The 24,600-nt window shown below is 73.2% G+C and carries 26 protein-coding genes; 13 read left to right on the top strand and 13 right to left on the bottom strand.

Translation table 11 applies throughout. The features are described 5' to 3' along the window. Nucleotides 1-25 precede the first annotated feature (25 nt). Nucleotides 26-646, top strand: a complete 621-nt coding sequence (locus T328_RS09140; protein WP_496495429.1) for a CGNR zinc finger domain-containing protein — start codon at nt 26-28, stop codon at nt 644-646. A 116-nt stretch (nt 647-762) separates the two neighbouring features. Here the strand turns inward: T328_RS09140 and sodX are convergent, their stop codons facing one another. Further along, the gene (gene sodX, locus T328_RS09145; protein ID WP_496495430.1) at nt 763-1,197 is read right to left on the bottom strand and encodes a nickel-type superoxide dismutase maturation protease; all 435 of its coding nucleotides are present in this window, start codon (nt 1,195-1,197) and stop codon (nt 763-765) included. Nucleotides 1,198-1,345: 148 nt separating this feature from the next. Here sodX and sodN point away from each other — a divergent pair, with 148 nt between their 5' ends. Beyond that, nucleotides 1,346-1,741, top strand: coding sequence for a superoxide dismutase, Ni (gene sodN, locus T328_RS09150; RefSeq protein WP_496495431.1), 396 nt, complete (start codon nt 1,346-1,348; stop codon nt 1,739-1,741). 204 nt (nt 1,742-1,945) lie between these two features. Here the strand turns inward: sodN and T328_RS09155 are convergent, their stop codons facing one another. The 3 genes from T328_RS09155 to T328_RS09165 all read right to left on the bottom strand — a co-directional run bounded on the left by T328_RS09155 (nt 1,946) and on the right by T328_RS09165 (nt 4,573). Beyond that, entirely contained in the window at nt 1,946-2,821 is an 876-nt protein-coding gene (locus T328_RS09155) for a hypothetical protein (protein ID WP_496495432.1), read from the bottom strand. Between the two features lie 106 nt (nt 2,822-2,927). Further along, complete coding sequence (locus tag T328_RS09160; protein ID WP_496495433.1) at nt 2,928-4,163, bottom strand: RNA polymerase sigma factor; 1,236 nt, start codon at nt 4,161-4,163, stop codon at nt 2,928-2,930. Then, entirely contained in the window at nt 4,160-4,573 is a 414-nt protein-coding gene (locus tag T328_RS09165) for a YciI family protein (protein ID WP_496495434.1), read from the bottom strand. The genes T328_RS09160 and T328_RS09165 overlap by 4 nt, the downstream gene beginning before the upstream one ends. A 160-nt stretch (nt 4,574-4,733) precedes the next feature. Here T328_RS09165 and abmR point away from each other — a divergent pair, with 160 nt between their 5' ends. The 3 genes from abmR to T328_RS09180 all read left to right on the top strand — a co-directional run bounded on the left by abmR (nt 4,734) and on the right by T328_RS09180 (nt 7,083). Beyond that, a complete protein-coding gene (gene abmR / locus T328_RS09170; RefSeq protein WP_496495435.1) occupies nt 4,734-5,336 on the top strand; it encodes an ATP-binding transcription factor AbmR in 603 nt (200 codons plus the stop codon). Continuing rightward, complete coding sequence (locus T328_RS09175) at nt 5,333-5,800, top strand: group II truncated hemoglobin (RefSeq protein ID WP_496495436.1); 468 nt, start codon at nt 5,333-5,335, stop codon at nt 5,798-5,800. Before abmR ends, T328_RS09175 begins: the two co-directional genes overlap by 4 nt. A 125-nt stretch (nt 5,801-5,925) precedes the next feature. Next, on the top strand, nt 5,926-7,083 hold the full coding sequence (locus tag T328_RS09180; protein WP_496495437.1) for a peptidoglycan recognition protein family protein: 1,158 nt from the start codon (nt 5,926-5,928) through the stop codon (nt 7,081-7,083). A 129-nt stretch (nt 7,084-7,212) separates the two neighbouring features. Here T328_RS09180 and T328_RS09185 read toward each other — a convergent pair whose 3' ends face one another. Together T328_RS09185 and T328_RS09190 are read right to left on the bottom strand one after the other, a co-directional pair. Continuing rightward, nucleotides 7,213-8,328: a winged helix DNA-binding domain-containing protein gene (locus T328_RS09185; RefSeq protein ID WP_496495438.1), complete on the bottom strand. Its 1,116-nt coding sequence runs from the start codon at nt 8,326-8,328 to the stop codon at nt 7,213-7,215. A 94-nt stretch (nt 8,329-8,422) separates the two neighbouring features. Beyond that, the gene (locus T328_RS09190) at nt 8,423-9,415 is read right to left on the bottom strand and encodes an EamA family transporter (protein ID WP_496495439.1); all 993 of its coding nucleotides are present in this window, start codon (nt 9,413-9,415) and stop codon (nt 8,423-8,425) included. A gap of 69 nt (nt 9,416-9,484) precedes the next feature. Between T328_RS09190 and T328_RS09195 the strand changes: the two genes are divergently transcribed. From T328_RS09195 to T328_RS09215, 5 genes are all read left to right on the top strand, one after another. Then, nucleotides 9,485-10,378: a LysR family transcriptional regulator gene (locus T328_RS09195; RefSeq protein WP_496495440.1), complete on the top strand. Its 894-nt coding sequence runs from the start codon at nt 9,485-9,487 to the stop codon at nt 10,376-10,378. Nucleotides 10,379-10,470: 92 nt separating this feature from the next. Beyond that, entirely contained in the window at nt 10,471-10,707 is a 237-nt protein-coding gene (locus tag T328_RS09200) for a hypothetical protein (protein ID WP_496495441.1), read from the top strand. A 211-nt stretch (nt 10,708-10,918) separates the two neighbouring features. Next, the gene (locus T328_RS09205) at nt 10,919-11,818 is read left to right on the top strand and encodes a 1-aminocyclopropane-1-carboxylate deaminase/D-cysteine desulfhydrase (RefSeq protein WP_496495742.1); all 900 of its coding nucleotides are present in this window, start codon (nt 10,919-10,921) and stop codon (nt 11,816-11,818) included. A 303-nt stretch (nt 11,819-12,121) separates the two neighbouring features. Next, nucleotides 12,122-12,535 carry an ATP-binding protein gene (locus T328_RS09210; RefSeq protein WP_496495442.1) on the top strand — a complete coding sequence of 138 codons (414 nt, stop codon included), beginning with the start codon at nt 12,122-12,124 and terminating at the stop codon, nt 12,533-12,535. Then, the gene (locus T328_RS09215; RefSeq protein ID WP_496495443.1) at nt 12,424-13,395 is read left to right on the top strand and encodes an RNA polymerase sigma factor SigF; all 972 of its coding nucleotides are present in this window, start codon (nt 12,424-12,426) and stop codon (nt 13,393-13,395) included. The genes T328_RS09210 and T328_RS09215 overlap by 112 nt, the downstream gene beginning before the upstream one ends. Nucleotides 13,396-13,586: 191 nt before the next feature. On the opposite strand, the gene T328_RS09220 is transcribed toward T328_RS09215, so the two are convergent. Then, nucleotides 13,587-14,360, bottom strand: a complete 774-nt coding sequence (locus tag T328_RS09220; protein ID WP_496495444.1) for a hypothetical protein — start codon at nt 14,358-14,360, stop codon at nt 13,587-13,589. 80 nt (nt 14,361-14,440) lie between these two features. On the opposite strand from T328_RS09220, the gene T328_RS09225 reads away from it, so the two are divergent. Both T328_RS09225 and T328_RS09230 read left to right on the top strand, forming a co-directional pair. Beyond that, nucleotides 14,441-15,409, top strand: coding sequence for a diacylglycerol/lipid kinase family protein (locus tag T328_RS09225; RefSeq protein WP_496495445.1), 969 nt, complete (start codon nt 14,441-14,443; stop codon nt 15,407-15,409). Between the two features lie 315 nt (nt 15,410-15,724). Next, on the top strand, nt 15,725-15,982 hold the full coding sequence (locus T328_RS09230) for a WhiB family transcriptional regulator (protein ID WP_018835069.1): 258 nt from the start codon (nt 15,725-15,727) through the stop codon (nt 15,980-15,982). A 250-nt stretch (nt 15,983-16,232) separates the two neighbouring features. Here T328_RS09230 and T328_RS09235 read toward each other — a convergent pair whose 3' ends face one another. Both T328_RS09235 and T328_RS09240 read right to left on the bottom strand, forming a co-directional pair. Beyond that, nucleotides 16,233-17,714, bottom strand: coding sequence for a sensor histidine kinase (locus T328_RS09235; RefSeq protein ID WP_496495446.1), 1,482 nt, complete (start codon nt 17,712-17,714; stop codon nt 16,233-16,235). 621 nt (nt 17,715-18,335) lie between these two features. Then, nucleotides 18,336-18,968, bottom strand: coding sequence for a TetR/AcrR family transcriptional regulator (locus T328_RS09240; protein ID WP_496495447.1), 633 nt, complete (start codon nt 18,966-18,968; stop codon nt 18,336-18,338). A 79-nt stretch (nt 18,969-19,047) separates the two neighbouring features. On the opposite strand from T328_RS09240, the gene T328_RS09245 reads away from it, so the two are divergent. Next, entirely contained in the window at nt 19,048-19,800 is a 753-nt protein-coding gene (locus tag T328_RS09245; RefSeq protein ID WP_496495448.1) for an SDR family oxidoreductase, read from the top strand. Between the two features lie 181 nt (nt 19,801-19,981). Here T328_RS09245 and T328_RS09250 read toward each other — a convergent pair whose 3' ends face one another. From T328_RS09250 to T328_RS09265, 4 genes are read right to left on the bottom strand one after another with little or no spacing between them, the layout of a single operon-like run. After that, nucleotides 19,982-21,031 (bottom strand): SIS domain-containing protein, encoded by a 1,050-nt coding sequence (locus T328_RS09250; RefSeq protein ID WP_496495449.1) that lies wholly within the window; start codon nt 21,029-21,031, stop codon nt 19,982-19,984. A gap of 50 nt (nt 21,032-21,081) precedes the next feature. Then, a complete protein-coding gene (locus T328_RS09255; RefSeq protein WP_496495450.1) occupies nt 21,082-22,662 on the bottom strand; it encodes a glycoside hydrolase family 3 N-terminal domain-containing protein in 1,581 nt (526 codons plus the stop codon). Nucleotides 22,663-22,722: 60 nt separating this feature from the next. Beyond that, on the bottom strand, nt 22,723-23,553 hold the full coding sequence (locus tag T328_RS09260; RefSeq protein WP_496495451.1) for a carbohydrate ABC transporter permease: 831 nt from the start codon (nt 23,551-23,553) through the stop codon (nt 22,723-22,725). Then, on the bottom strand, nt 23,550-24,533 hold the full coding sequence (locus T328_RS09265) for a carbohydrate ABC transporter permease (protein WP_496495452.1): 984 nt from the start codon (nt 24,531-24,533) through the stop codon (nt 23,550-23,552). Before T328_RS09265 ends, T328_RS09260 begins: the two co-directional genes overlap by 4 nt. Between the last annotated feature and the right edge of the window lie 67 nt (nt 24,534-24,600).

A 24,600-nucleotide genomic window follows, 5' to 3' on the forward strand; every position in this document is an offset into this window, starting at 1 on the left:
TAAGTCGAGCCCGTAAGGACTGCAAGTGGAACTGGCCTATTACTCAGATCTGGCCGTGCGCCTCGTCAACACCGAGGAGCCGGAGCGTGGCACGGACTCGCTGACCTCGCTGGACGCGGCCAAGGAACTCTTCCGGGACAGCGAGAACTTCATCCGGCGGGCCACCGACGCCGACGTCAGCCGGCTGCGCCAGGTGCGCGGGCGGCTGCGGGCGATCTTCGAGGCGGCCGACGAGGGCGACGAGGTACGCGCGGTGGACATGCTGAACGCGCTGCTCATCGACTTCCCGGTCAGCCCGCAGATCAGCGGCCACGACTTCCGCGACGAGGACGGGCGCCCCAAGTGGCACCTGCACATCGCCGAACAGTCGGCAAACGCCGGCGCGGGCTTCGCCGCCGCGGCGTGCATGGGCCTGGCCGTACACCTCACCGACTACGGCGTCGACCGCCTGGGCCTGTGCACCGCGCCACCGTGCCGCAACGTGTTCCTCGACACCTCGACGAACCGCTCCCGCCGCTACTGCTCCGACCGCTGCGCAACCCGCGCCAACGTCGCGGCTTACCGGGCCCGGAAGCGCCAGGCCAGCGGACGCACCGCCGACACCGCCCACGACACCACCGCCGGCACCGACCGCACCGACCGCTGAAGCCCCCGCGAGGTCGGCTCCGCCGAGGAGGCGGGAGAAAACAGGAGAGGGCGACGTATACCACCCCGCCCCACCCGCCACCACCGCGGCAGCGGACCCCGCGCCAACGCCGCGGCCTACCGGGCCCGAAGGCGCCAGGCCAGCGGACGCACCGCCGACACCGCCCACGACACCACCGCCGGCACCGACCGCACCGACCGCTGAAGCCCCCGCGGGGGCCGCAGCCGCAGCAGCGCCCGGGCGACGACCAGTTCGTCGGGCACGGCGCCGAACTCCCGGCTGTCGTTCTCGACGAACCTGTTGTCGCCGAGCACCCACCAGCCGCCGTCGCGGCGCCCCACCACCCGTTTCACGATCAGCAGATCCTGCTGGAACGGATGGCACACCACCGCCACGTCACCGGGCCGCACCGCCGCCCCGTACTGCACGAGCAGCTGGTCCCCCGGACGCAGCGTGGGCACCATCGACGGACCGTCGACCGCCGCGAGGCCGAGGCGCTGCAGTCCTCGGCGCTCGGCGTCGTGCCTGCGCTCGTTCACCTGGCCCTGCATCGGGCATGCACCTCCGGCCTGTCGTCCACAAGGCCCAGCCTTCCACTGGACTTTTGACCTAAGCCCTCCGGGGCACTCGCGAATTTTCGTTCCCCACGGAGTAATGTCCCACCTGGAAGACGATCACGAGGAAGGACGGCTGCTTTCCATGTTTTCTCGCCTGTTCGCCCCCAAGGTGACGGTCAGTGCACACTGCGACCTCCCCTGCGGCGTCTACGACCCGGCCCAGGCTCGCATCGAGGCCGAATCGGTCAAGGCCATCCAGGAGAAGATGCAGGGCAACGACGACCCGCACTTCCAGGCGCGGGCCACCACCATCAAGGAGCAGCGCGCGGAGCTTGCCAAGCACCACGTTTCGGTGCTGTGGAGCGACTACTTCAAGCCTCCGCACTTCGAGAAGTACCCTGAGCTGCACCAACTCGTCAACGAGACCCTCAAGGCCCTGAGCACCGCCAAGGGCTCCACCGACCCGGCCACGGGCCAGAAGGCGCTGGACTACATCGCCCAGGTCGACAAGATCTTCTGGGAGACCAAGCAGGGCTGAGCCCCGGAACCATGCCCGCGGGAACAGACCCGGACAGACCGCGGACAGACCGCGGACACCCGCGCGCCCGCACCGTCACAATCGGTGCGGGCGCGCTGTCGTCCGGCCCGTGTCGGGCGGATTCGCGGATTCCCCCCGGCTGTCTGGCAGTTCCCTGCTACGTCCGCGCTCGCCGAAAACTTCTTGCTACCGCGCGCGTCGTCATTACTTCTTCCCGAGATCGGCGAGCGCCGCCTCGGTCTCTTCCTTCAGCATCTGCTCCACCTCGTCGTACGACGGCGGGTCGGCGGCGTCGGTGCCTCCGCCGTAGTAGCTCCAGTCCATCTCGTAGGTGAACCAGCCGTCGCGTACGGCGAGGGTCATCGAGCGGCTGCTGGCGTCGTCGCCGCTGTCCTCCCGGACGAGGAACGCCTCCTCGCCCAGTCCGCTGACGGGCTCGGTCTTGTACTCGTAGTCCTCGTTCGAGCGGTCCTCGAAGCCCTTGTACGTCGCGGCGAACTCGCCGGTGGGGTCGGACGCCTCGTGCCATATGGCGCTGCTGGAGACGTACGTGCTGGAGTAGTCGGACGAGTCGCCCCCGCGGTCCCTCAGGTTCCAGCTGCAGAAGCTCTGGTCCAGCCCCTCCTGCTGTGAGCCCCAGCCGGTGGCGCCCTCGGTGCTCTCGGCGACGTTGTAGCGCTCGTCGAACGCCTTCAGCTCCGTGGTCTCGCAGAGGTCCTTCTCGAAGCCGTAGCCCAGGACCGCCTCGGGCTCCTCGGCGGAGTCGAAGCCGCCGGTGGCGAAGAGCGCACCCACCCACACCGCGGAGGCGACGACCACGCCGCCCAGACCCCACAGCCAGCCCGGCACGGACTTCTTCTCCGCGGCGCCGAAGGGCGGTGCGCCCGGGGGCTGGCCGGGCGGCTGGCCGCCGGGCGGGGCACCGCCGGCGGGCTGGCTCGCGAGCGGAATGCCGGCGGGCATCGTCGGCTGGGCGTACGGGTACTGCTGCGGCACCGAGCCCTGGGGCTGCTGCTGAGCGTACGGGTTGGGGTTGTTCTGCTGGTACGGATTCGGCGGCGGGCCCGGCGGTATCGACATGTGCGCAATGTACCGCCAGGCGGGTCGCGGGCCGAGTCGCGGCCGGTCGGCGGACAGGGGTGCCCGTCGGTGCGGCCCGGGCGGGCCGGCCCGCCGACCGGGCGCGTCAGCGCAACCGGGCGGCGCGCAGCTGCAGGTAGCGCTGCTCGGGCACGCTCAGGGTGCGCTCCGCCGCACGCCCGTACGCCTCCCGCGCCGCCGCCTGCTCCCCCGCCAGCTCCAGCAGGTGGGCCCGTACGGCGGCGAGGCGGTGGTGCTCCGCGAGCCGCGGGTCGTCCGCGAGCTTGACCAGCAGGTCGAGCCCGGCCCGCGGGCCGTCGGTCATCGCCACGGCCACCGCCCGGTTGAGGCTGACGACAGGGCTCGGCGCCAGCCGCTCCAGCAGGTCGTACAGCCCGAGGATCTGCCGCCAGTCGGTGTCCTCGGCGCGCTCCGCCTCGTCGTGCACGGCGGCGATGGCGGCCTGCACCTGGTACGGGCCGAGGGCGGTGGTCGTCAGTGCGCGGCTGACCAGCGCGACACCCTCCTCGATCTGCGCGCGGTCCCAGCGCCCGCGGTCCTGCTCGTCGAGCGGCACCAGTGCGCCGCCCGGCCCGCTGCGGGCGTCCCGGCGGGCGTCGGTGAGCAGCATCAGCGCCAGCAGGCCGGCCGCCTCGCCGCTGTCCGGCGCCAGGGTGTGGACGGCGCGGGCGAGGCGGATCGCCTCGGCGGCCAGGTCGGCGCGGCGGAGGGCTGCGCCGGAGGTGGCGGTGTAGCCCTCGTTGAATATCAAGTACAGAACGTGCAGCGCGGCGGTGAAACGCCCCGGCAGCTCCGCGGGCTCCGGCCGCTGGAAGCGGGCGCCCGCGTCCTTCAGCGTCTTCTTCGCCCGGCTGATCCGCTGCGCCATCGTCGCCTCCGGCACCAGAAAGGCGCGGGCGATCTCCGCGGTGGTCAGACCGCCGACCGCGCGCAGGGTCAGCGCGATGCGGGACGGCTGGGTGAGCGCGGGGTGGCAGCAGAGGAGCAGGAGGGTGAGGGTGTCGTCCTCGGAGGGGTGGCGCGCCTCCCCCGGCGGCGGTGTGCGGAAGTCGTCGCGGGGCGTCAGCGCGGCGGCGGTCTCCTCGCGGCGGCGCCGGGCCTCCTCGCTGCGCAGCTCGTCCGTCAGCCGGCGGGAGGCGACGCGTATCAGCCAGCCGCGCGGGTTGTCCGGCACCCCTTGCGCCGGCCACTGGCCGGAGGCGGCCAGCAGCGCCTCCTGCACGGCGTCCTCGGCGGCGTCGAAGTGGCCGTAGCGGCGTACGAGGGCGCCGAGGACCTGCGGCGCGTAGCGGCGCAGCAGGTCCTCGACAGGGGCGCTCACTTGCCCGGGGGCGCTTCCAGGATGGGGCGGATCACCACGTCGGAGGGCGGGGAGCCTTCGGGGACGGGGCACTGGTGGACGCGCTTGGCGATCTCGGTGACGCGCTCGTCGCTGGCGCAGTCCAGCACCCAGTAGCCCGCGAGGACCTCCTTGGTCTCGCCGAACGGGCCGTCGGAGACCACGGGCGCGCCGTCGGCGCCGCCGGTGACGACGATGGCCTGCTTGGGCGCCGCCAGCCCGTTGCCGTCGACGACCTCCCCGGTCTCGGCCAGGTCGTTGTTGATCGACTCCATGTGCTGGAACATCGCCTGCAGGTCCTTCTCGGTCCAGGCGGGGTGGCCCGCGGAGCCCGCGCCGTTCATGGCGTCGTAGTCGGCCTGCGAGCCGTAGATCATCACCAGGTACTTCATGGTTCTCACTTCCCGTGTTCCCGGCACCCGGTGCGGGCGCCTCTCACAGGAGACGTCGGGGCCGGCCGGCGCTTCTCGACATGCTCCGCCAAAGATTCTTACGGGAATTTTCCGCATCTGCCCGTTCTCCATAGGAGGAGCGTGGCGTAATCTCGATTACATGATTACATCGCAGGACACGGACGAACTACGAGGATGGATCACCGGGCGTTTGCCCGACGGCCTCTACGACGCACCGGTCGAGGTCACCGTCGACCGGGAGGAGATCCGCGTCGTCGGCACGGTCCCCGAGCCCGCGGGGCTCGGGAAGGACGTGACCGGCGCCGAGCGCGACGCGGCGCTGGACGGCCGCATCGCCGAGTTCCGCGAGCGCACCCGCAAGGAGCGCATGGCGGTGGCGCGGGCGGCGGAGCGGCGCTACCGCAAGAAGGTCTCGTGGGGCGCCGAGTGCGGCGGCCGGCGGGAAATCTTCACGAACGTCTCCGCGCCGGTGATGACCCGGCTGCGGCAGCCGCAGCGTCAGGTGCTCGACACCCTCATCGAGGCGGGCGTGGCCCGCAGCCGCAGCGAGGCGCTGGGGTGGTGCGTACGGCTGGTGGAGGCACACGCGGACGACTGGCTGCGGGAGCTGCGGGACTCGCTGGAGCACGTACGGCACGTACGGGAACAGGGCCCGGACCGGGACGGGGAGCCGGCGGACGCGGCGCCGGACACGACTGGGCGGGGCGCGCAGGGCGTGAAGGACGGGGAGGGCGGGGCGTGAGCGAGGGCACTCCGAGCCTGTACGAGTGGGCCGGCGGGGACGAGGCGTTCCAGCGGCTGACCGCGGTCTTCTACGGACACGTGCGCAAGGACCCCGTCCTGGCACCGGTGTTCGCGCACATGGACGACGAACACCCGCGGCACGTGGCGATGTTCCTCGCCGAGGTCTTCGGCGGCCCCGAGCGCTACAGCACGGAGCGCGGCGGCCACGACCACATGGCGCGCATGCACCTCGGCCGGCACATCACCGAGGAGCAGCGCAGGCGTTGGGTGTCGCTGCTGATGGACAGCGCGGACGAGGTGGGGCTGCCCGCCGACCCGGAGTTCCGGGCGGTGTTCTCTTACTACATCGAGTGGGGGACGCGGATGGCGCTCGTCTACTCCGCCGACGACCCGCCGCCCACGGCGGGCCCGATGCCGAAGTGGGACTGGGGGCAGACGCCACCGTGGCAGCCGGGCGGCTGACCGGCCGACTGACCAGGGTGGTCTGGACATTGGCACACGCGGTCGGATAAACAGAGTATCCGTTGCACATTCGTACACGGAGCAGCGTGACGACCCCCCACAACCCGTACCGTGAGAGGACCGCCATGCGACCTGAGCACCGTGTGAATGTCTCCCGGCGAACCGCGCTCAAGGCCGGCGCGGGCGCCGCGCTCGCCGCTGGCGGGGGCGGCGCGCTGCTCCTCGGCAACGGCATCGCCGCCGCCGAGGGCGGCGACTCCATACGCAGCACGGCCGACGACCCGTCGTACGTCGTCGGCACCGCGGACTGGGGCGCCCGGCCGCCCGCCGAGGACGTCTCCGTCTCGTCCGGCACGACCACGAAGATCGTCGTCCACCACACCGCGTTCCCGAACACCACGGACTACTCGTACGAGGCCGCCGTCTTCATGGCCCGCGAGATCCAGGACCTGCACATGGACGACAACGGCTGGATCGACAGCGGCCAGCACTTCACGATCAGCCGCGGCGGGCACGTGCTGGAGGGCCGCCACCGCAGCCTGGAGGCGCTGGCCGACGGCGGCTTCCAGGTCGTCAGCGCGCACGCGGTCGGCGAGAACACGCGCGGCATAGGCATCGAGAACGACGGCCACTACGTCAACGACACCCCGCCGGCGGCGCTGCTGTTCTCGCTGCGGCGGCTGTGCGTGACGATCGGCACGCAGTACGGCTTCGGGGCGGACCGCATCTTCGGCCACTGGGACTTCAACGACACGCAGTGCCCGGGCGCGCTGTTCTACCGCGAGTTCCCGGCGCTGCGCCGGCAGGTGGCCCACGTGCTCGGCCAGAGCCCGGACGAGATCCCGGAGCGCACCTGGCCCGACACGTACACGTCCAGCAAGGGCGGCACGGTCGAGATGGTGCAGCGCCTGCTGCGCGCGTACGGCTACGACCTGGCGGCGGACGCCGTGTACGGGCCGGAAACGCTGGAGGCGGTGCACACCTTCCAGCGCACGATGGGGCTGCCGGTCGCCGCCGACGGCATCCTCGACAACGCCACGTGGGAGGCCATGACCGTGCCGGTGGGCACGGGGCACAGCGGGGAAGCGGTGCTGGCGGTGCAGCAGATGCTGGTCCGCAAGCTGCACCTGAAGAAGGCCACGGGCAGGTACGACAGGGCGACGGCGGTGGCGGTGGCCGAGATGCAGGAGCTGCACGGGCTGCAGGCGACGGGCGCGATGGACGTGGCGACGTGGTGCGCGACGGCGGGCGGGGTCGTCCGCGAGGAGTTCACCACCGCGTGAGCCGGCGCCCGGCGGCGCACACGCCGCAGGAACGCCCCCCCGGGGCGAGCACCGCCGGGTGGGTCTGGCAGGCCAGGGCCCGGAGCCCGCTGAGACGCCCGCGACGCCCGCGCGCCGGGGGCGTACGGGCTACCCGGGCGCGGCGAACCTGACCTCCGTCTTCTCCGCCCCCGGGGCCGCGAACGCCAGCAGGTCCTCGGCCGCCGCGGCCAGCCGGTCCCTGTCCCGTCCGGACAGCGGCGCGAAGGGCCGCAGGTCGACCGCGGCGGACGTCCGCTTCAGCTCCGGCCGCCACACACCCGCGACGCGACCGTCGAGCAGCAGGGTGCCGCGGACGATGCCGTTCGCCGTGAACACCCGCCGCTCGTCGGCCTTGTCGATGATCCGCGTGCGGTCCGCGTGCGCGAGGAGCACGTTGTCGAAGGGGCCGAGGAGCAGCGGCGGCACCGGGGCGCCGGGGTCGGGCAGCTCGGTGCCGGCGAGGTCGAACAGCTCCCGCCCGGTCTCGTCCCGGTACGTCACCAGCCGCGGGCGCAGCCGGTCGAAGACCGCCTTGAGGCCGGTCAGCGACAGCCACTTCTGCGCGTCCGCGACCGACGCCGGGCCGTACGCGGCGAGGTAGCGCAGCACCGTCTCGTCCGGGGCGGGGTCCGTCGCGGAGGGGGCCCCGAGGTACTGGTCGGCGTGCGCGTAGACGAGTCCGCCGCCCGCGCCCCAGACCCCGCGCGGCGGCACCTGCACCAGCGGCAGCAGCGAACGGGCCAGGTACGCCAGGTCGTTCGGCTCGCCGTCCGGCCAGCGGGCGGCGAGCCGGGCGCCCAGGTCGTCGTTGTGCAGCGGCCCGGCGGCCAGCGCCGTGCGGGCGGCGTCCGCCAGCTCGGCCGGGTCGACGCCGGTGAGCCTGCGGCCGGCGGCGACGCTGTACAGCGTCTTGTCGAGGTACGGCTGCACCACCGCGCGCAGCCGCAGCGCGTCGCGGGCGACGACGAGGTGGATCGTGCCGCGCATCAGCACCACCCGCACCGCCCGCCGGTCGGTCAGCAGCGCCGACAGGTCGCCGGTGGTGAAGCCGGCGAGCCGGCTCCACAGCTGGTAGTACGGGGCGTCGCCGGACTGCGCCTGCAGCGCGACGAGGTGCTCGACGGCGTCGAGCGGCGCCGCCTCACGCCGCTCGACGAGCAACTGCCGGTGCAGCAGGGCGCGGCCCAGCGCGCGGGCGTCGAGGACGGTGCCGGGCGAGGTCATGCGGGTTCCCTTCGTCGTGCAGGTGTACGAGCATGCCAGCCGCGACCGCCGCCGGCCCGGCCGCCCCGGCTGCCCGCCCGCCGTACCGCCCCGGCTATCCGCCACCCCGCACCGCGGATCGCGGCGGGGTCCGTACCGCGCCGATGCTCGCCGCGATCACCATGGCGATCGCCACACACTGCGCCGCCGTGAGCCCCTGGTCCAGCACCAGGAACCCGGCCAGCGCCGCGACCGCCGGCGCCAGGCTCATCATCACGGCGAACGTCGCCGCCGGCAGCCGGCGCAGGGCGAACTGGTCCAGCGCGTACGGCAGCCCCGAGGACATCACCGCCACCGCCAGGCCCAGCCCCAGCGTCACCGGGTCCACCAGGCGGCTCCCCGCGCTCACCACCCCGACCGGCACGCTGATCACCGCCGCCACCGTCAACGCGACCGCCAGCCCGTCCGCCCGCGGGAAGCGCGCACCGGCCCGCGCGCTCATCAGGATGTACGTGGCCCACAGGCCGCCCGCGCCGAGCGCGCACGCGACGCCCACCGGGTCGAGGCCGCCGAACCCGCCGCCGCTCAGCAGCGCCACCCCGCCCAGCGCCAGCGCCGCCCACGCGAGGCTCGCCGGCCGCCGGTTGGTGAGCACGGAAAGCGCCAGCGGCCCGAGCACCTCCAACGTCACCGCCGGCCCCAGCGGGATCCGCTCGATGGCCTGGTAGAAGACGGTGTTCATGGCGCCCAGCACCACGCCGAAGCCGCACAGCACCGCCCAGTCGCCCCGCGAGTGACCGCGCAGCCGCGGCCGGAAGACGAGCATCAACACGACCGCGGAAAGCGCCAGCCGCAGCGTCACCACGCCCAGCGCGCCCGCCCGCGGGAACAACAGCGCGGCGACCGCGGCACCGAACTGCGTGGACAGCGCCCCGCTCACCACGAGCGCGACCCCGCCGAGCCGCCCGGCGCCCCACCCGCGCCCGCCACCCCGACCGCCCACGCGACCAGGTGGCCCGGCGCGTACCCCCGCGGGGCCGGGGTCCGGGGCAGCGGCGGGGTCCGGGGCGGCGGCGGAGGCGGCGGGACCGGGGCTCTGGCACGTCACGCCCCCACGCTACGAGCGCCCGCGCGCGGTGTGAAATGCGTAACCGGCTTGCGGTTATGCTTTCGCAGCATGACGGTGGAGCTGCGGCATCTGCGCGCCTTCCTCGCCATCGCCGAGGAGGGCAGCATCACCCGCGCCGCCGCCCGGCTGGGCACCGGCCAGCCGGGCGTCTCCCGTACCCTGCGCCGCCTGGAGGACCACATGGGCGTCCTCCTGGTCGACCGCTCCACCCACCACCTGGAGCTGACCCGCGCGGGGCACGCCTTCCTCGACCGGGCCCGCGCCGCCGTCGCCGCGGCCGACGCCGCCCTGGACCCCGCGGGCCTCGTCGTACGCCCGCTGCGGCTCGGCCACTCCTGGGCCGCCCTCGGCGACGGGACCACGGCCCTGCTGCGCCGCTGGGACGAGGAGCACCCCGACGTCCCGCTGGCGCTGCTGCGCATCGACGACCGCTGCGCCGGCCTCACCCGTGGCCGCGTCGACGTCGCCGTGCTGCGCGCCCCCGCCGCCGACTGCGCGGCGCGCACCGAACTGCTGCGCACCGAGCCCCGCGTCGCCGCGGTCCCGGCGGACAGCCCGCTCGCCGCCCCCGGCCGCGGCCCGCTCACCCTCTCCGACCTGGCGCACCTGCCGCTGGCGGTCAACACCGTCTCCGGGACCACCACCCCGGCCCTGTGGCCGGAAGCGCACCGCCCGCGCCGCACCGTCGAGGTCGCCAACGCGGACGACTGGCTGGCCGCCATCGCCGCCGGCCGCGCCGTCGGTGTCACCACCGCGGCCGCCGCCCAGGCGCTCCGCCATCACTCGGTTGCCTACGTCCCGCTGACCGGCGCGCCCGCGGTGCCCCTGGTGCTGGCGTGGCGGGACCCGCCAGGCCACCCCGCGGTTCCCGCCCTGCTGAGGCTTGCGCACCAGGTCGTCGGGGAAGCCGACCAGGAACCGACGGGCCCCGGCAACCGTTGATCCATTAAGTGACGCGCGGGATACTTGGATCGAAAGCAGTACCAGCGGTAGATATCCACCCCACACGTCAGGCAATACGTCAGGAGAGACTCATGGCAGGCTTCCTCGACCGCGCGAAGGAGAAGGCGGAGACCGCTCTGCACCAGGGCAAGGAGAAGGTCGGAGAGGTGCAGGCGCAGCGCGAGGGCCAGGCCCTTCTGCGCCGGCTGGGCACGGCCTACTTCAACGAGCAGCGCGGCGCCGGCTCGTCGCAGGAGGTGCAGGACGCCCTGCAGGCCGTCCACGCACACATCGCCGAGCACGGCGACGGATTCCTCACCCGCGGCTGAGCCGACGCCGAGCCCACGCCGAGCCCGCGGCCGAGCCCTCCGCAGCCGAGCCTCTGCGGTACGGCCCGGGGGCCCGGCACGGTCCCGACCGGCCACCCGTCAGCGTCCCGTGCACCCGCCCGAGCCCGCCGGCCCCGCGCCCGTAGCCCCGCCGCCCGCCAGCCCGCCGCCCGAAGACCGGCGCCCCGACGGCCGGCCGCTCGCGGATGGGCTGACGGGGCGGCTCGCCGCGCTCCGCCCCCGGTTGCCCTCGCCCCTGGAGGAGGTCGCGGACGACCGCCTCGCCACCCGCGGCATACGGCTGCTGCTCAAGCGGGACGACCTGATCCACCCGGCGCTGCCGGGCAACAAGTGGCGCAAGCTCATGCCGAACCTGGCGCGGCGGGCGGCCTGCTCCCCCGCCGGGGACGACCGCCCGCTGCTGACGTTCGGCGGCGCGTACTCCAACCACCTGCGGGCCACCGCCGCCGCGGGCCGGCTGCTCGGCATCCCGACGATCGGCGTGGTCCGCGGCGCCGAGCTGGCCGACCGCCCGCTCAACGGCTCCCTCACGCAGGCGGCGGCGGACGGCATGCGGCTGCACTTCGTACCGCGCGCGACGTACCGGCGGCGCGCCGACCCCGCCTACCACGCCGAACTGCACGCGCGCTTCGGCGACTTCCAGCTCATCCCGGAGGGCGGCAGCAACGCCGCGGCGGTACGCGGCTGCGCCGGCCTCGGCCGCGAACTCGCCGGCGCGGCCCAGACGGCGGTGATCGCCTGCGGTACCGGCGGCACGCTCGCCGGCCTGGCCGCGGGGCTGCCGGCCGGCGGACGGGCGATCGGCATACCGGTGCTCAAGGGCGGGTTCCTCGGCGCCGAGGTCGAGCGGCTGCAGACCGCCGCGTTCGGCGGCCGGCGCGGCGACTGGCGCCTCGCGGACGGCTTCCACTTCGGCGGCTTCGCCCGCCGCACCCCGGAACTCGACGCCTTCGCCGCCGACTTCGCCGCCCGTCACGGCCTCACCCCCGAACCCGTGTACGTCGCGAAGATGCTCTACGCCGTCGTCACCCTCGCCGCCGAGGGCGCGTTTCCGCGCGGCTCCACCGTCGCGGCGGTCGTCACCGGCTGACCCGGTGTCGCCCGGACGAGGGGTGTCGGTCGGCGGTCGGCGGCCGGCCCTGTCATAATGGCAACCCGGAGTGACCGCACGGGAATTGGGACGAGCAAAGCCCTAGCCACGGAGCGTAACTAGGGTTTACTATTAGTGACAGCCGCGGGATGGGGTGGCCTTCTCCCGACCAGGAGACATCTCCTCATCGCACGCGGTAGCGTCGCAGGCGAACGATTTGCCGCGCCGGTCCGTTACTCCTAGTGACGGGGGACAGGCCGGCGTTCCCATGGCAGAGAGTCGCCACGCACCATGGAGGTGAGGGTGTCCCAGTTCGAAGGTGAGCCCAGTCCGAAGGACTTCGTCGAAGTCCGGCTGCCGGCTGCCGGGGCGTACCTGTCGGTGCTCCGCACCGCCACGGCAGGGCTCGCTGCCCGCCTGGACTTCACGCTCGACGAGATCGAGGATCTGCGCATCGCGGTCGACGAAGCCTGCGCGATCCTTCTCCAGCAGGCCGTCCCCGGCTCCATCCTCACCTGCGTCTTCCAGCTCGGGGACGACGCGCTGCTGGTCACCGTCTCGGCGCCGACCACCGACGGCCGGGCGCCCGAGCGCGACACCTTCGCGTGGACCGTGCTGTCCGCGCTGGCGGGCAGGGTGGACGCGACCGTGGGGGACGACCGCACGGTCACGATCAGCCTGCTCAAGGAGCGCGGCGCGGCGCCGGGGCTGACGTGACGTACGTCAGGGGCGTTCCGATGCGAGACGAGGGCCGGCTGGCCGCGGCGGAGCGAGAGCGGGCGGACCACATGGACGGACTGCAGCAGCACGACAGGCGTGAACCGCAGGACCGCAGCGGCGCGCGGGCGATGTTCCACGAGCTGCGCAAGCTGCCCGCGGAGTCCGCCGAGCACGCCGAGCTGCGGAACGCCCTCGTGCAGATGCACCTGCCGCTGGTGGAGCACCTGGCCCGGCGCTTCCGCAACCGCGGCGAGCCGCTGGACGACCTCACCCAGGTCGCCACCATCGGCCTGATCAAGTCCGTGGACCGCTTCGACCCCGACCGCGGCGTCGAGTTCTCGACGTACGCGACGCCCACGGTCGTCGGCGAGATCAAGCGGCACTTCCGCGACAAGGGCTGGGCCGTGCGGGTCCCGCGCCGGCTGCAGGAGCTGCGGCTGTCGCTGACCTCCGCCACCGCCGAGCTGTCCCAGCTGCACGGCCGGGCCCCGACGGTGCACGAGCTGGCCCAGAAGCTGAACATCTCCGAGGAAGAGGTCCTGGAGGGCCTGGAGTCGGCGAACGCGTACTCCACGCTCTCCCTGGACGTCCCCGACACCGACGACGAGTCGCCGGCCGTCGCCGACACCCTCGGCGCGGAGGACGACGCGCTGGAGGGCGTCGAGTACCGCGAGTCGCTCAAGCCGCTGCTGGAGGAGCTGCCGCCGCGGGAGAAGAAGATCCTGCTGCTCCGCTTCTTCGGGAACATGACCCAGTCCCAGATCGCCCAGGAGGTCGGCATCTCGCAGATGCACGTCTCCCGGCTGCTGGCGCGCACGCTGGCGCAGCTGCGCGAGCGGCTGCTCGTCGAGGAGTGAGCCGAGGAGTGAGCCGTGGGGCGCGTGCGCGCCGCCGTGACCCCCGAGGCGCCGTGCGCCGTTCTACGGCGCCCAGTGCGTCCACGGCGGCAAGCGGGCGCCGGGCTCAGTCCCGTGCCGTACGGGCCGTGTGGCGGCCGTACGCGGTCGTGCGCCCGCTCCCCCGGCCCGCCCGGCGGTCTCCTCTGCCGTCACGCCGTCCGGCTCGGCCCCACGCCCAGCGCCTCCGCCGTGCTCGGGCTGAGCACGCACACGAGCGCCACCAGCGCGACCGCGCCCAGCGTGAGCCCCAGCGGCAGCATCACGCCGCCCGCGGACGACATCGCCCAGGCCACCGGCAGCGCCAGGATCTGAGTGATCATCGAGGGTCCCCGGCTCCAGCGGCGCTGCCGCCACAGCCCGAGCGCGGCGGCCAGCGGCAGCGCGGCGAGCGCCAGCACGGTGAGCCCGCCGAAGACGGCCTGGCGGGTGCTGTCCGGTTCGCCGAAGATCCCGAGCACCAGCTCGTAGCACCCGAAGGCGGCGATCACGAGCCCCTCGACCCCACTCAGCACGGCGGCGACGGTCACCCGCGGCGGGCGCGGCCCGCGCGTGCCGCTCTCCGCGGCCTCACCGGACCCGCCGTCCTCCGCCGTCTCCGACTGGCCTGGTCCCTGCTTGTCCGGCGCACGCCCAACCGGCTCACGCTTCACGGACCTGGCGCCGGCGGCCTTGCGCTTGGCCGGCGTGCCTGCAGAAGCCACGCCGGGCTCGCCGCCCGCGCCAGACGCGGTGTCCTTCGCCGTCTCCGGCCGCTTCTCCTCGGCCGTCGTCTCCTTGCCCGGCTTCCTCTTCCCCGTCGCGGACGCGCCGCCACCGGCGGCGCCGCGCTTGGCCGGCGTACCCGCCGAAGCCCCGGTCGCCTTCTCCTGCCCGGACCGAGCGGGCGCCCGCTTCCGCCCGCCCCGGCCCTGCGTTCCGCTCATGCCCTCCAGCCTACCGAGAGGCTCCGGGCCCCCACGTCAGGGCTGGGCCCGTCTCGTTCGCGGTAGGTAACCTGCATGCCATGCGTGCGCTCCTCGTGGTCAATCCCGCCGCCACCGACACCAGTGCCCGGACCCGCGACGTGCTGATCCACGCACTCGCCAGCGATCTGAAGCTGGAGACGGTCACCACCGAGTACCGGGGCCACGCCCGCGACGTCGCGCGGCACGCGGCGGACAGCGGCGAGACCGACATCGTCGTCGCCCTCGGCGGCGACGGCACCGTCAACGAGGTCGTCAACGGCCTTCTGCACCACGGCCCCGCGCCCGAGGAGCTGCCCCGCCTCGCCGTCGTGCCCGGAGGCTCCACGAACGTCTTCGCCCGCGCCCTCGGCCTGCCCAACGACGCGGTCGAGGCCACCGGCGCGCTGCTGGACGCCCTGCACTCCGGCGGCGAGCGCACCGTCGGCCTCGGGCTCGCCTCCGGCACCCCGGACACCGACGATGAGGGCGCGCCGGCGCGCTGGTTCACGTTCTGCGCGGGCATGGGTTTCGACGCGGGCGTCGTCGGCCGCGTCGAGCAGAAGCGCGAGCGCGGCAAGAAGTCCACGCACCCGCTCTACGTCCGGCAGTTGCTGCGCCAGTGGCTCGGCGAGGGTGACCGCCGGCACGGCGCGATCACCCTGCGGCGGCCGGCCGAGGACCCCGTCGAGGGCCTGGTGCTCTCGCTCGTCTGCAACACCTCGCCGTGGAGCTACCTGGGCAACCGCCCCCTGTACGCGACCCCCGGCGCGTCCTTCGACACCGCCCTCGACGTGCTCGGACTCGCCCGGCTCTCCACCCCGTCGCTGCTGCGCTACGGCACCCAGCTGCTGACCTCCTCGCCCGACCGCGGGCCGCACGGCAAGCACGCGGTGTCACTGCACGACCTCACCGACTTCACCTTGGAATCGCAGGCCCCACTGCCCTTCCAGATGGACGGTGACCACCTCGGACTGCGTACGAGCGTGACCTTCACAGGCGTACGGCGCGCACTGCGTGTGATTGTGTGAGTGGAAGGGCGGAAAGTCCTTCCAGTCGAACGTTTAGGCTGCGCATCACCCCCTGGAAGTGGGGCCCTGAGTCAACTGAGACCAAGGAATCCAAAGAAACTTCTCTGAAGGGGTTGTATCCGAAGCTGAGGTTTGCGAACCTCTTCATGGCGGCTGGAGCGCCCCTCCCGGGGGCCTGCCTCCGGCGCACTCGCCCCCCTCCACATGCCGAAGGTCACACCGGAAATCTGGTCGGGCCCCTTCACTTGTCGGAGGATTCGTGAAAGCGTTCACATTCACAAGCAACTTACAGCAACGCGAAGAGATGGAGCAGTCATGGACTGGCGTCACAGCGCCGTTTGCCGCGAGGAAGACCCCGAACTCTTCTTCCCGATCGGCAACACCGGTCCTGCGCTGCTGCAGATCGAGGAAGCCAAGGCCGTCTGCCGTCGCTGCCCCGTGATGGAGCAGTGCCTGCAGTGGGCGCTGGAGTCCGGCCAGGACTCCGGTGTCTGGGGTGGCCTCAGCGAGGACGAGCGCCGCGCGATGAAGCGCCGCGCCGCCCGCAACCGGGCGCGCAGGGCAAGCGCCTGACCCGACACCCCCCGGATGCGCGAAGGCGCCGTGGGTCCCACGGCGCCGCTCTCCCCGAGCCGCAGCGCAGCAGCCACTAGCCACAAGCCACACCCCGAGCACCTCAGAGCCCCGGAGCCGACGGCCCGGGGCTTCTTGCTGCCCCCGGGGCGCGCCGGCCGCGCGCGTACGGGCCCCGCGCCGGCCCCGCCGGCCGCGGCCCGCGCGCGTACGGGCCCGTCAACCGCCGTACACCCCAACCACCCGCGCGTCAGCGCTTTTCGGGTTGCACGGGAATGTCGAACACCACCCGCGTGCCCCCCTCCGGCGCCCGCGCCATCGAAAACGTGCCCGCCAACTCCCCCTCGACCAGCGTCCGTACGATCTGCAGCCCCAGGCTCCCGGACGTCGCCGGGTCGAATCCCTCCGGCAGCCCCTGCCCGTCGTCCTGCACGGTGACCAGCAGCCGGCTGTCCTGCCGGCCGGTGGAGCGCAGCGCGGTCACCTCCACGTGCCCCGACTCCCCCGGCCCGAAGCCGTGTTCCAGGGCGTTCTGCAGCACCTCGGTCAGCACCATGGACAGCGGCGTGGCGACCTCCGCCGGCAGCACGCCGAAGCGGCCCGTACGGCGCCCCGTCACCCGGCCGGGGTTGATCTCCGCGACCATCGTCACCACCCGGTCGGCGATCTCGTCGAACTCCACCGTCTCGTCCAGGTTCTGCGACAGCGTCTCGTGCACGATGGCGATCGAGCCGACCCGCCGCACCGCCTCGTCCAGCGCCGCCCGCGCCCGCCCGTCGGGGTCTTCGGCGGCCAGCCGGCGCGACTGCAGCCGCAGCAGCGCGGCGACGGTCTGCAGGTTGTTCTTCACCCGGTGGTGGATCTCCCGGATGGTGGCGTCCTTGGTCATCAACTCACGCTCGCGCCGCCGGATCTCGGTGACGTCGCGCAGCAGCACCAGCGACCCGATGCGCGCCCCGCGCGGCTTCAGCGGGATCGCGCGCAGCTGGATGACGCCGCCGATGCCTTCCACCTCCGCCTCCCGCGGCGCCCAGCCGCTGGCAAGCTTGACCAGCGCCTCGTCCACCGGCTCCTTGCTGGCGGCCAGCTCGGAGGTGGCCTGGCCGAGGTGACGGCCGACGAGGTCGGCGGCCTGGCCGAGCCGGTGGTAGGCGGAGAGCGCGTTGGGTGAGGCGTACTGCACGATGCCGTCCACGTCGAGCCGGATGAGCCCGTCGCCGACGCGCGGCGAGGTCTCCGTGTCGCCCTGCTGCCCGGGGTAGGGGAACGCGCCGGCGGCGATCATCTGCGCCAGGTCGGAGGCGCTCTGCAGGTACGTCAGCTCCAGCCGGCTGGGAGTGCGCACGGTCAGCAGGTTGGTGTTGCGGGCGATGACGCCGAGGACGCGGCTCTCCCGGCGCACGGGGATGGATTCGATCCGTACGGGCACCTCTTCGCGCCACTCCGGGTCCCCCTCGCGCACGATCCGGCCCTCGTCGAGGGCCACGTCGAGCATGGGGCGCCGGCCGCGCGGGACGGTGTGGCCGACCATGTCGTCCTGGTACGAGGTGGGGCCGGTGTTCGGGCGCATCTGCGCGACGGAGACGTAGCGGGCGCCGTCGACGGTCGGGACCCAGAGCACGAGGTCGGCGAAGGACAGGTCGGCGAGCAGCTGCCACTCCGAGACGAGGAGGTGCAGCCACTCCAGGTCGGTCTCGCTCAGCGCCGTGTGCCGGCGGACGAGTTCGTTCATGGACGGCACACCTTGGAGCCTACCGGCGGGACCGGGCGGCACCCGCAGGCTGCCTGCGGCGGCAGCGGGCCGGAGATCGGGGCGGCGGCCAGGACGTGTCCCGGCCGCCGCAGGCAGCCCGCACACCGCGGCGAAGCCGCCGACGCCCGCCACGCGGCCCGCAGGCGGCGGTTGCGGAACGGCAGCGGGCCGGAAGGGACAGCCAGGACGTGACCCGGCCGCCGCAGGCACGCCGCACACCGCGGCAAAGCCGCCGACGCCCACGGCGCGGGCCGCAGGCCGTGACGTATTTCGGGACGCGCCACCCAGACCGAACCTGCCCCCACCGCCGCAAGCAGGCGCACGCCGCGGCGAAGCCGCCGGCGCCCCGCGGTGCGGGCCGCAGGCCGCAACGCACTTCGGGCCGCGGTGCCTGGACCGGGACCCTCAACCCGTCCGGCACCGCGGCCCGGAGCCAAGCACCGGTGCGCACGTCGCGGAGTGTGCGGCCCCGCGGCCTCGCAACCGGTGAAGAGGCCGGGACGCAGTCAGGGCAGAGAGCGCCTCGGGCCTCGTTCCACCCCGTCGTGCGGAAGGGGTGGAAGCCTGACAAGCATTGTGGACTAGACCACTCCCGGCTGTCTACGCCCCGGACGCACCGACTTCGCGGCCCTCGGCCGCCGCCTCAAAGCCCAACGCCGCGACCTCCGCCACCCGCTGCAGCAGCTCCCGGTCGGCACCATCCCTGGCCTGCGCGGACAAGCCCTGGATCACGGCCGCGGTGTAGCTCGCGAGCTTCTCGGCGTCGGTCCCGGCCGGCAGCACGCCGGCGGCCACGTCGGCCCGTACGCGCGCCGCGATGCTCGCGAAACTCAGCTCGCGCAGCTCGCTCATCTTGGCCACCACATCCGGGGTGGTGGCGCTCACGCCGACGCTGAGGACCATGCAGCCGCGCGGGCGGTCCGGCGCGGTGTAGCCGACGGCAGCCTCGCGCAGGATGCGCGTGACGGCGGCGACGGCGGTGGGCTCCTCGGCCAGCGCGCGGTCGATGAACGTCCCGTTGTCGGTGCGCGCGTACGCCTCCACCGCCGCGTCGAGGAGCGCCCTCTTGTCGCCGAAGGCGGCGTACAGGCTCGGCGCGCCGATGCCGAGGAGGCGGGTGAGGTCGGCGACCGAGGTGGCCTCGTAGCCGTGTTGCCAGAAGGCGTGCAGGGCCTTCTCCAACGCCTCGTCGCGATCGAAGGAGCGAGGTCGCCCGCGCTGTTTGGTGGCCATGACATCAATTCTATAGCGTCCGCTAGTTAATGTGATACGGTCCTTTCTGTAGCGACCTCTACAGAAAGGGGGCGCAGCCATGGGCGCGCTCACTGGGAAGACGGCACTGGTCACGGGCGCAAGCCGGGGGATCGGCAGGGCGATCGCGGAACGGCTGGGGCGGGACGGCGCGCGCGTCGCCGTGCACTACGGCAGCAGCGAGGCGGCGGCGAAGGAGACCGTCGCCGCGATCGAGGCGGCCGGCGGAGAGGCGTTCGCGATCAGGGCCGAGCTGGGCGTGCCCGGCGACGCGGCGGCGCTGTGGGCGGAGTTCGACCGGCACGCGGACGGGCTCGATATCCTCGTCAACAACGCGGGCGTCGCCCTGCAGGCGCTCATCGAGGACACCGAAGAGGCCGACTTCGACCGGCTGTTCGCGGTGAACACCAAGGCGCCGTTCTTCGTCACCAAGCTGGGCCTGCCGCGGCTGCGGGACGGCGGGCGCATCGTCAACCTGTCCTCTGTGTCCACGCACGCGGCGCTGATGCCGACGCTGCTGGCGTACACAATGACGAAGAGCGCGGTCGACGCCTTCACCAAGTACCTGTCGAAGTCCGTGGGCGCGCGGGGCATCACCGTCAACGCGGTCGGGCCCGGCGCGCTGGACACCGACATGAACGCCGACTGGCTGCGCGGCAATGACGACGCCAAGGCCGGCACGGCCGCGATGTCCCCGCTCGGCCGGATCCCGGACGTGAGCGAGGTCGCGGACACGGTGGCCTATCTGGTCTCCGGCGACGCCGGGGTGCTGACCGGCACGTACGTCGACGTCTCCGGCGGAGTGCTGCTCTGAGACGCGCTACGGACCACGGCCCCGGCTCCGCGAGGGGGCCGGGGCCGTGGTCCGTACCGATCAGGCGGTCAGCGCGTCACCTTCGCCGACGCGCGCGGCGCGCCGCCCGGGCTCCTGAGGGCTCCGCCCCCGGTCCCCCACCACACCGGCCGAACACCGCACCGGCGTCCCCGCGGAGCGCTCACCGCGTCTCCGTCACCTTCGCCAGCGAACGCGGCGCGTCCGGGTCCTGGCCGCGGGCGATGGTGACCTCGTACGCGAGCAGCTGCAGCGGCAGGATCTCCAGGATCGGCTGCACCTCCTCCGCCACCCCCGCCGTCGGCAGCACGAAGCCCGCCGCGGCGGCGTCGACCTGCGCCTTGGGGCCGATCACGACGAGGTCCGCGCCGCGGTCCCGCAGCCGGTCCAGCACCGGCTGCAGCGCCTCGCCGCCGCGGCCGTCGGTGACGATGGCGATGACCGGCGAGACGTTGTCGACCATGGCCAGCGGGCCGTGCAGCAGGTCGGCGCCGGAGTAGGAGAGCGCCGGGATGTACGACGTCTCCATCAGCTTCAGCGCCGCCTCCTTGGCCGACGGATAGCCGAAGCCGCGCGAGGTGAGGACCATCCGCTCGGCGAAGCGGTAGCGCTGCGCCAGGGCCTTCACCTCGTCCTGCCGGGCGAGGATCTGCTCGGCCAGCTCCGGCAGCACCATGGCCGCCTCGCCGCGCCCGCCGCGCATGCCCTCGACGAAGAGGTAGAGCGCGAGCAGCGAGGCGGTGTACGTCTTCGTCGCCGGCAGCGCCTTCTCCGGGCCCGCCTGGACGTCGATGTGGTATTCGCTGACGCCGGCCAGCGGGGAGTCCGGGTTGTTCGTCACCGCCAGCGTGATCGCGCCGGCCTCGCGGGCGGCCCGGGTGGAGGCGACGAGGTCCGGCGAGCCGCCGGACTGGCTGACGGTGATCACCAGCACGTCGGTGAGGTCCGGCTTGGCCTCGTACGCCGTCGTGGTCGACATCGACGTCAGCCCGCAGGGCAACCCCAGCTGGATCTCCAGCAGGTACTTGGCGTACAGCGCGGCGTTGTCCGACGTGCCGCGCGCGGTCAGCAGCACGAAGCGCGGCGAGCGGGCGGCGATCGCCTCGGCGACCCGGCGGATCTCCGGGGCGCCGTGCGCCAGGACGCGGCGCAGGACCTCGGGCTGTTCGGCCATCTCGCCGGCCATGATCCGGCCCGGCTGGGCGGTGGTCATGCGGGGTGCCTCCGTTTGCGGTGTCAGGTGGTACGGCGGGCGAGCGGCGGTCAGGCCCCGGCGCCCTTGCCGGTGACGACCTCCGCGGCGGCGCGCCCGCAGACGCGGGCGGCACCGTGCGTCGCGATGTGCGGCGCCCCGCGCGGCGGCGCCTGCGGCACACCCATCTCCACCACGACGGTGTCGGGGCGGACGGCGAGCAGGGCGTCGAGCGCGTCCGCCATCCAGGGGTGGCGGTGGACGTCGCGCACCACTGCGACGATCCTACGGTCACCGGCTGCCGCGAGCACATTTGCGGTCAGCGCCGACAAACCCTCCCGGCTCGCCGCGTCCCCGCCGCCGGTGCCCTCGGCGCCGGTGCTCTCGGCGCCGGCCGCCGAGCCGTCGAAGACCGCCGACTCGGTGCCGGGCAGCGCGCGCTCCAGCTCCGCGCCCACGCCCCACGGCGTCTCCTGCCCCACCGCGATGCTCGCCACCGGCGTGAACCCGGCGACGTACACCGGGCCGGCCGGCGGCACGTAGTCCGCGGCGCCCGTGACGCGCAGCGCCCGGCGGGCCGCTGCCTGGCCGACGCCGGGGTCCGGCGCGACCCCCTCCGCCGCACCGCCCGCCGCCGACCCGGCCGCCAGCGCCCGCACCCGGGCGGCGGCTTCGGCAAGCCGCTCCTCCGGCAGGTCCCCGCCGCGCACCGCGGCCACCAGCGCGTCGCGGGTGCGCAGCACGATCTCCTCGTCGCCGCGGGCGCCGAGGCACAGCGCGTCGGCGCCGGCCGCGACGGCCCGTACGGCGCCGCCCTCGATGCCGTACGTCGCGGCGATGGCCTGCATCTCCAGCGCGTCCGTGAGGATCAGGCCGTCGAATCCGAGGCCGCCGTAGACGGCGGGGGTGCGCAGCAGGCCGGTGAGCGCCTCGGGGCTGAGGGTGGCGGGCAGGTCGGTGCGCAGCGCGGGCAGCAGGATGTGCGCGCTCATGATCACCTTGGCGCCGGCCGCGATCGCGGCCCGGAACGGCACCAGCTCCCGGGTGCGCAGCACGCCGAGGGGGACGTCGATCCGCGGCAGGGCGTGGTGCGAGTCGACGTTGGTGTCGCCGTGGCCGGGGAAGTGCTTTGCGCAGGCGAGGACGCCCGCGGCGTGCAGGCCCTCGACGTACGCGGCGGTGTGCCGGGCGACCAGCTCGGGGTCGGCGCCGAAGGAGCGCACGCCGATGACCGGGTTGCCGGGGTTGGAGTTGACGTCCGCGGACGGCGCCCAGTCGAGGTTCACGCCGACCTCGGCGAGCCGGCGGCCCAGCTCGCGGGCGACGGCCCGGGTGAGGCCGGGGTCGTCGACGGCGCCGAGGGCGAGGTTGCCGGGGAAGGAGGAGCCGGTGCGCACCTCCAGCCGGGTGACGTCGCCGCCCTCCTCGTCCATCGCCACCAGCACCTCGGGCCGGGCGGCGCGCAGCCGGGCGGTGAGCCGGGCGACCTGCTCGGGGCTCTCGACGTTGCGGCCGAAGAGCCCGACGCCGGTCAGGCCCTCGTCGAGGCGGCGCAGCACCCAGTCCGGGGGCTCGGTGCCCAGGAAGCTCGGCTGCAGTACGGCGAGGGCGTCCCGGGTCAGCGTGTCGGTGGCCCCTGCGAGTGTCGTCATGGCCGTCGTGCTGTCCCTTCCCGCGGCGGGTGCTCCCGCCGCAGCTTACGAGGTGGCACGTCAGCCCTTCACGGCGCCCGCGGTGAGGCCGGCGGTGACCTTGCGCTGCAGGTACAGGAAGAGCAGGAGGATGGGGAGGGAGAACAGCGACGCGGCGGCCATGGTGGCGCCCCAGTCGTCGCCGAAGTTGGTCTGGAACTGCGACAGCCACAGCGGCAGGGTCTGCGCCTCGGCCTCCTTGTTGAGGACCAGCACCATCGGGAACTCGTTCCAGGCGGTGATGAAGCCGAAGAGCGAGGTGGCCATGAGGCCGGGCGCCAGCAGCGGGAAGATCACCTTGCGGAACGCCTGGGTGCGGGAGGCGCCGTCGACCATGGCCGCCTCCTCCAGGTCCTTGGGCACCGCGGCCACGAAGTTGCGCAGGGTCAGAATGGTCAGCGGCAGCACCATCACGGTGTAGAAGAGCGTCAGCGGCACCAGGCTGTTCAGCATGTCCGCGTCGCGCACCAGCATGTACACCGAGATGACCATGACCTCCCAGGGCGCCATCTGCGCGAACATGAACACCAGGATGATGCCGGTACGGCCCCGGAAGCGCATCCGCGCGATGGCGAAGGACGCGAAGAGGGCGATGAGCAGCGAGAGGCCGACCGCCAGCAGGGTCACCGTGAGCGAGTTCTTCCAGAAGTTCCAGAAGTTGTCGGCGTCGAAGGCCGTGCGGTAGTGCTCGAAGGTCGGGTCCAGGGGGAACCAGACCGGGTCTTCGCTGAGGATGTCGCCGGTCGGCTTGAAGGACGTGGCGAACATCCAGTACACGGGGAAGAGGAAGATGACGAACAGCACCAGGGCCGTCGCGTTGGGCCAGAAGCGGCCGAAGAGCGAGCGCCTCACGAGTCTTCCCTCTCCTGCTTCATGAGCATGCGGATGTAATACGAGGTCAGCCCCATCAGCACCAGGATGGTGAGTACGGAGATCGCCGCGCCCATGCCGTAGTGCTGGTTGCCGACGCCCTCGACGAAGGCGTAGACGGGCAGCGTCTCGGTGAGCCGGTCCGGCCCGCCGCCGTTGATCGCGTAGACGTGCGGGAACGCCTTGAAGATCCAGATGATCTCCAGGAAGGTGGTGGCGAGCAGGAACGGCCTGATGAACGGCAGGGTCACGGAGGTGAAGGTGCGCCAGGCGCCGGCGCCGTCCAGGCCGGCGGCCTCGTACAGCTCCTTGGCGATCGTGGTCGTGGCGGCGTAGAGGTTGATCGCCACGAACGGGATCGACGTCCAGACGAGCATCACCGTGATCACGAAGAAGGTGGAGAACTGGCTGCTGGTCCAGCTGTAGTCGGCCATCGAGTGCCAGCCGAGCTTGTCCAGGACCCAGTTGACGACGCCGTAGCGCTCCGCGAACAGCCACTGGTAGACGGTGGTGGCGGCGATGATGGGCATCGCCCAGGCGAGCACGAGCGCCATCAGCAGGGTGAGCCGCATCTTGCGGCCGAGCCGGGCGAGGAGCAGCCCGACCAGGGTGCCGAGCACCATGATGAGCGCGACGTTGACCGCGGTGAACACGACGGTCCGGAGCGTGACGCGCCAGAAGTCCTCGCCGCCGAGGGCGTCGGTGTAGTTGTCGACGCCGTTCCACTCGGTGAGGTGCTGGATCAGCTCCTTCATGCCGAGCTGCTGGAACGACAGCATGCCGTTCTTCACCAGCGGCCAGCCGAGCAGGATCGCGGTGAGCACCAGCGCGGGCAGCAACAGCAGGTACGGAAGGGCGCCGGCGGACCCCTGGGACCTGCGGCGGCGTCCGGGCGGTGGGGGTTGTGTACGGGCGCGGCCCGCGGCCTTCTCGGCGGCCGGGCTCGGTGTCTGCACAGTCATGATGCGGCGATCTCTTCGGGACGAGGTGGTTTCGGGCCCGCGGGTGCGGGCGGGGCCGGGGCGTACC

The sequence above is a fragment of the Streptomyces sp. CNX435 genome, assembly GCF_059570575.1.

Coding starts and splice junctions, on each gene's coding strand:
- sodX (WP_496495430.1), bottom strand. CDS start 1,197: ATGCAGGGCCAGGTGAACGAGCGCAGGCACGACGCCGAGCGCCGAGGA.
- sodN (WP_496495431.1), top strand. CDS start 1,346: ATGTTTTCTCGCCTGTTCGCCCCCAAGGTGACGGTCAGTGCACACTGC.
- T328_RS09155 (WP_496495432.1), bottom strand. CDS start 2,821: ATGTCGATACCGCCGGGCCCGCCGCCGAATCCGTACCAGCAGAACAAC.
- T328_RS09165 (WP_496495434.1), bottom strand. CDS start 4,573: ATGAAGTACCTGGTGATGATCTACGGCTCGCAGGCCGACTACGACGCC.
- abmR (WP_496495435.1), top strand. CDS start 4,734: ATGATTACATCGCAGGACACGGACGAACTACGAGGATGGATCACCGGG.
- T328_RS09180 (WP_496495437.1), top strand. CDS start 5,926: ATGCGACCTGAGCACCGTGTGAATGTCTCCCGGCGAACCGCGCTCAAG.
- T328_RS09185 (WP_496495438.1), bottom strand. CDS start 8,328: ATGACCTCGCCCGGCACCGTCCTCGACGCCCGCGCGCTGGGCCGCGCC.
- T328_RS09195 (WP_496495440.1), top strand. CDS start 9,485: ATGACGGTGGAGCTGCGGCATCTGCGCGCCTTCCTCGCCATCGCCGAG.
- T328_RS09200 (WP_496495441.1), top strand. CDS start 10,471: ATGGCAGGCTTCCTCGACCGCGCGAAGGAGAAGGCGGAGACCGCTCTG.
- T328_RS09220 (WP_496495444.1), bottom strand. CDS start 14,360: ATGAGCGGAACGCAGGGCCGGGGCGGGCGGAAGCGGGCGCCCGCTCGG.
- T328_RS09225 (WP_496495445.1), top strand. CDS start 14,441: ATGCGTGCGCTCCTCGTGGTCAATCCCGCCGCCACCGACACCAGTGCC.
- T328_RS09230 (WP_018835069.1), top strand. CDS start 15,725: ATGGACTGGCGTCACAGCGCCGTTTGCCGCGAGGAAGACCCCGAACTC.
- T328_RS09235 (WP_496495446.1), bottom strand. CDS start 17,714: ATGAACGAACTCGTCCGCCGGCACACGGCGCTGAGCGAGACCGACCTG.
- T328_RS09240 (WP_496495447.1), bottom strand. CDS start 18,968: ATGGCCACCAAACAGCGCGGGCGACCTCGCTCCTTCGATCGCGACGAG.
- T328_RS09245 (WP_496495448.1), top strand. CDS start 19,048: ATGGGCGCGCTCACTGGGAAGACGGCACTGGTCACGGGCGCAAGCCGG.
- T328_RS09250 (WP_496495449.1), bottom strand. CDS start 21,031: ATGACCACCGCCCAGCCGGGCCGGATCATGGCCGGCGAGATGGCCGAA.
- T328_RS09255 (WP_496495450.1), bottom strand. CDS start 22,662: ATGACGACACTCGCAGGGGCCACCGACACGCTGACCCGGGACGCCCTC.
- T328_RS09265 (WP_496495452.1), bottom strand. CDS start 24,533: ATGACTGTGCAGACACCGAGCCCGGCCGCCGAGAAGGCCGCGGGCCGC.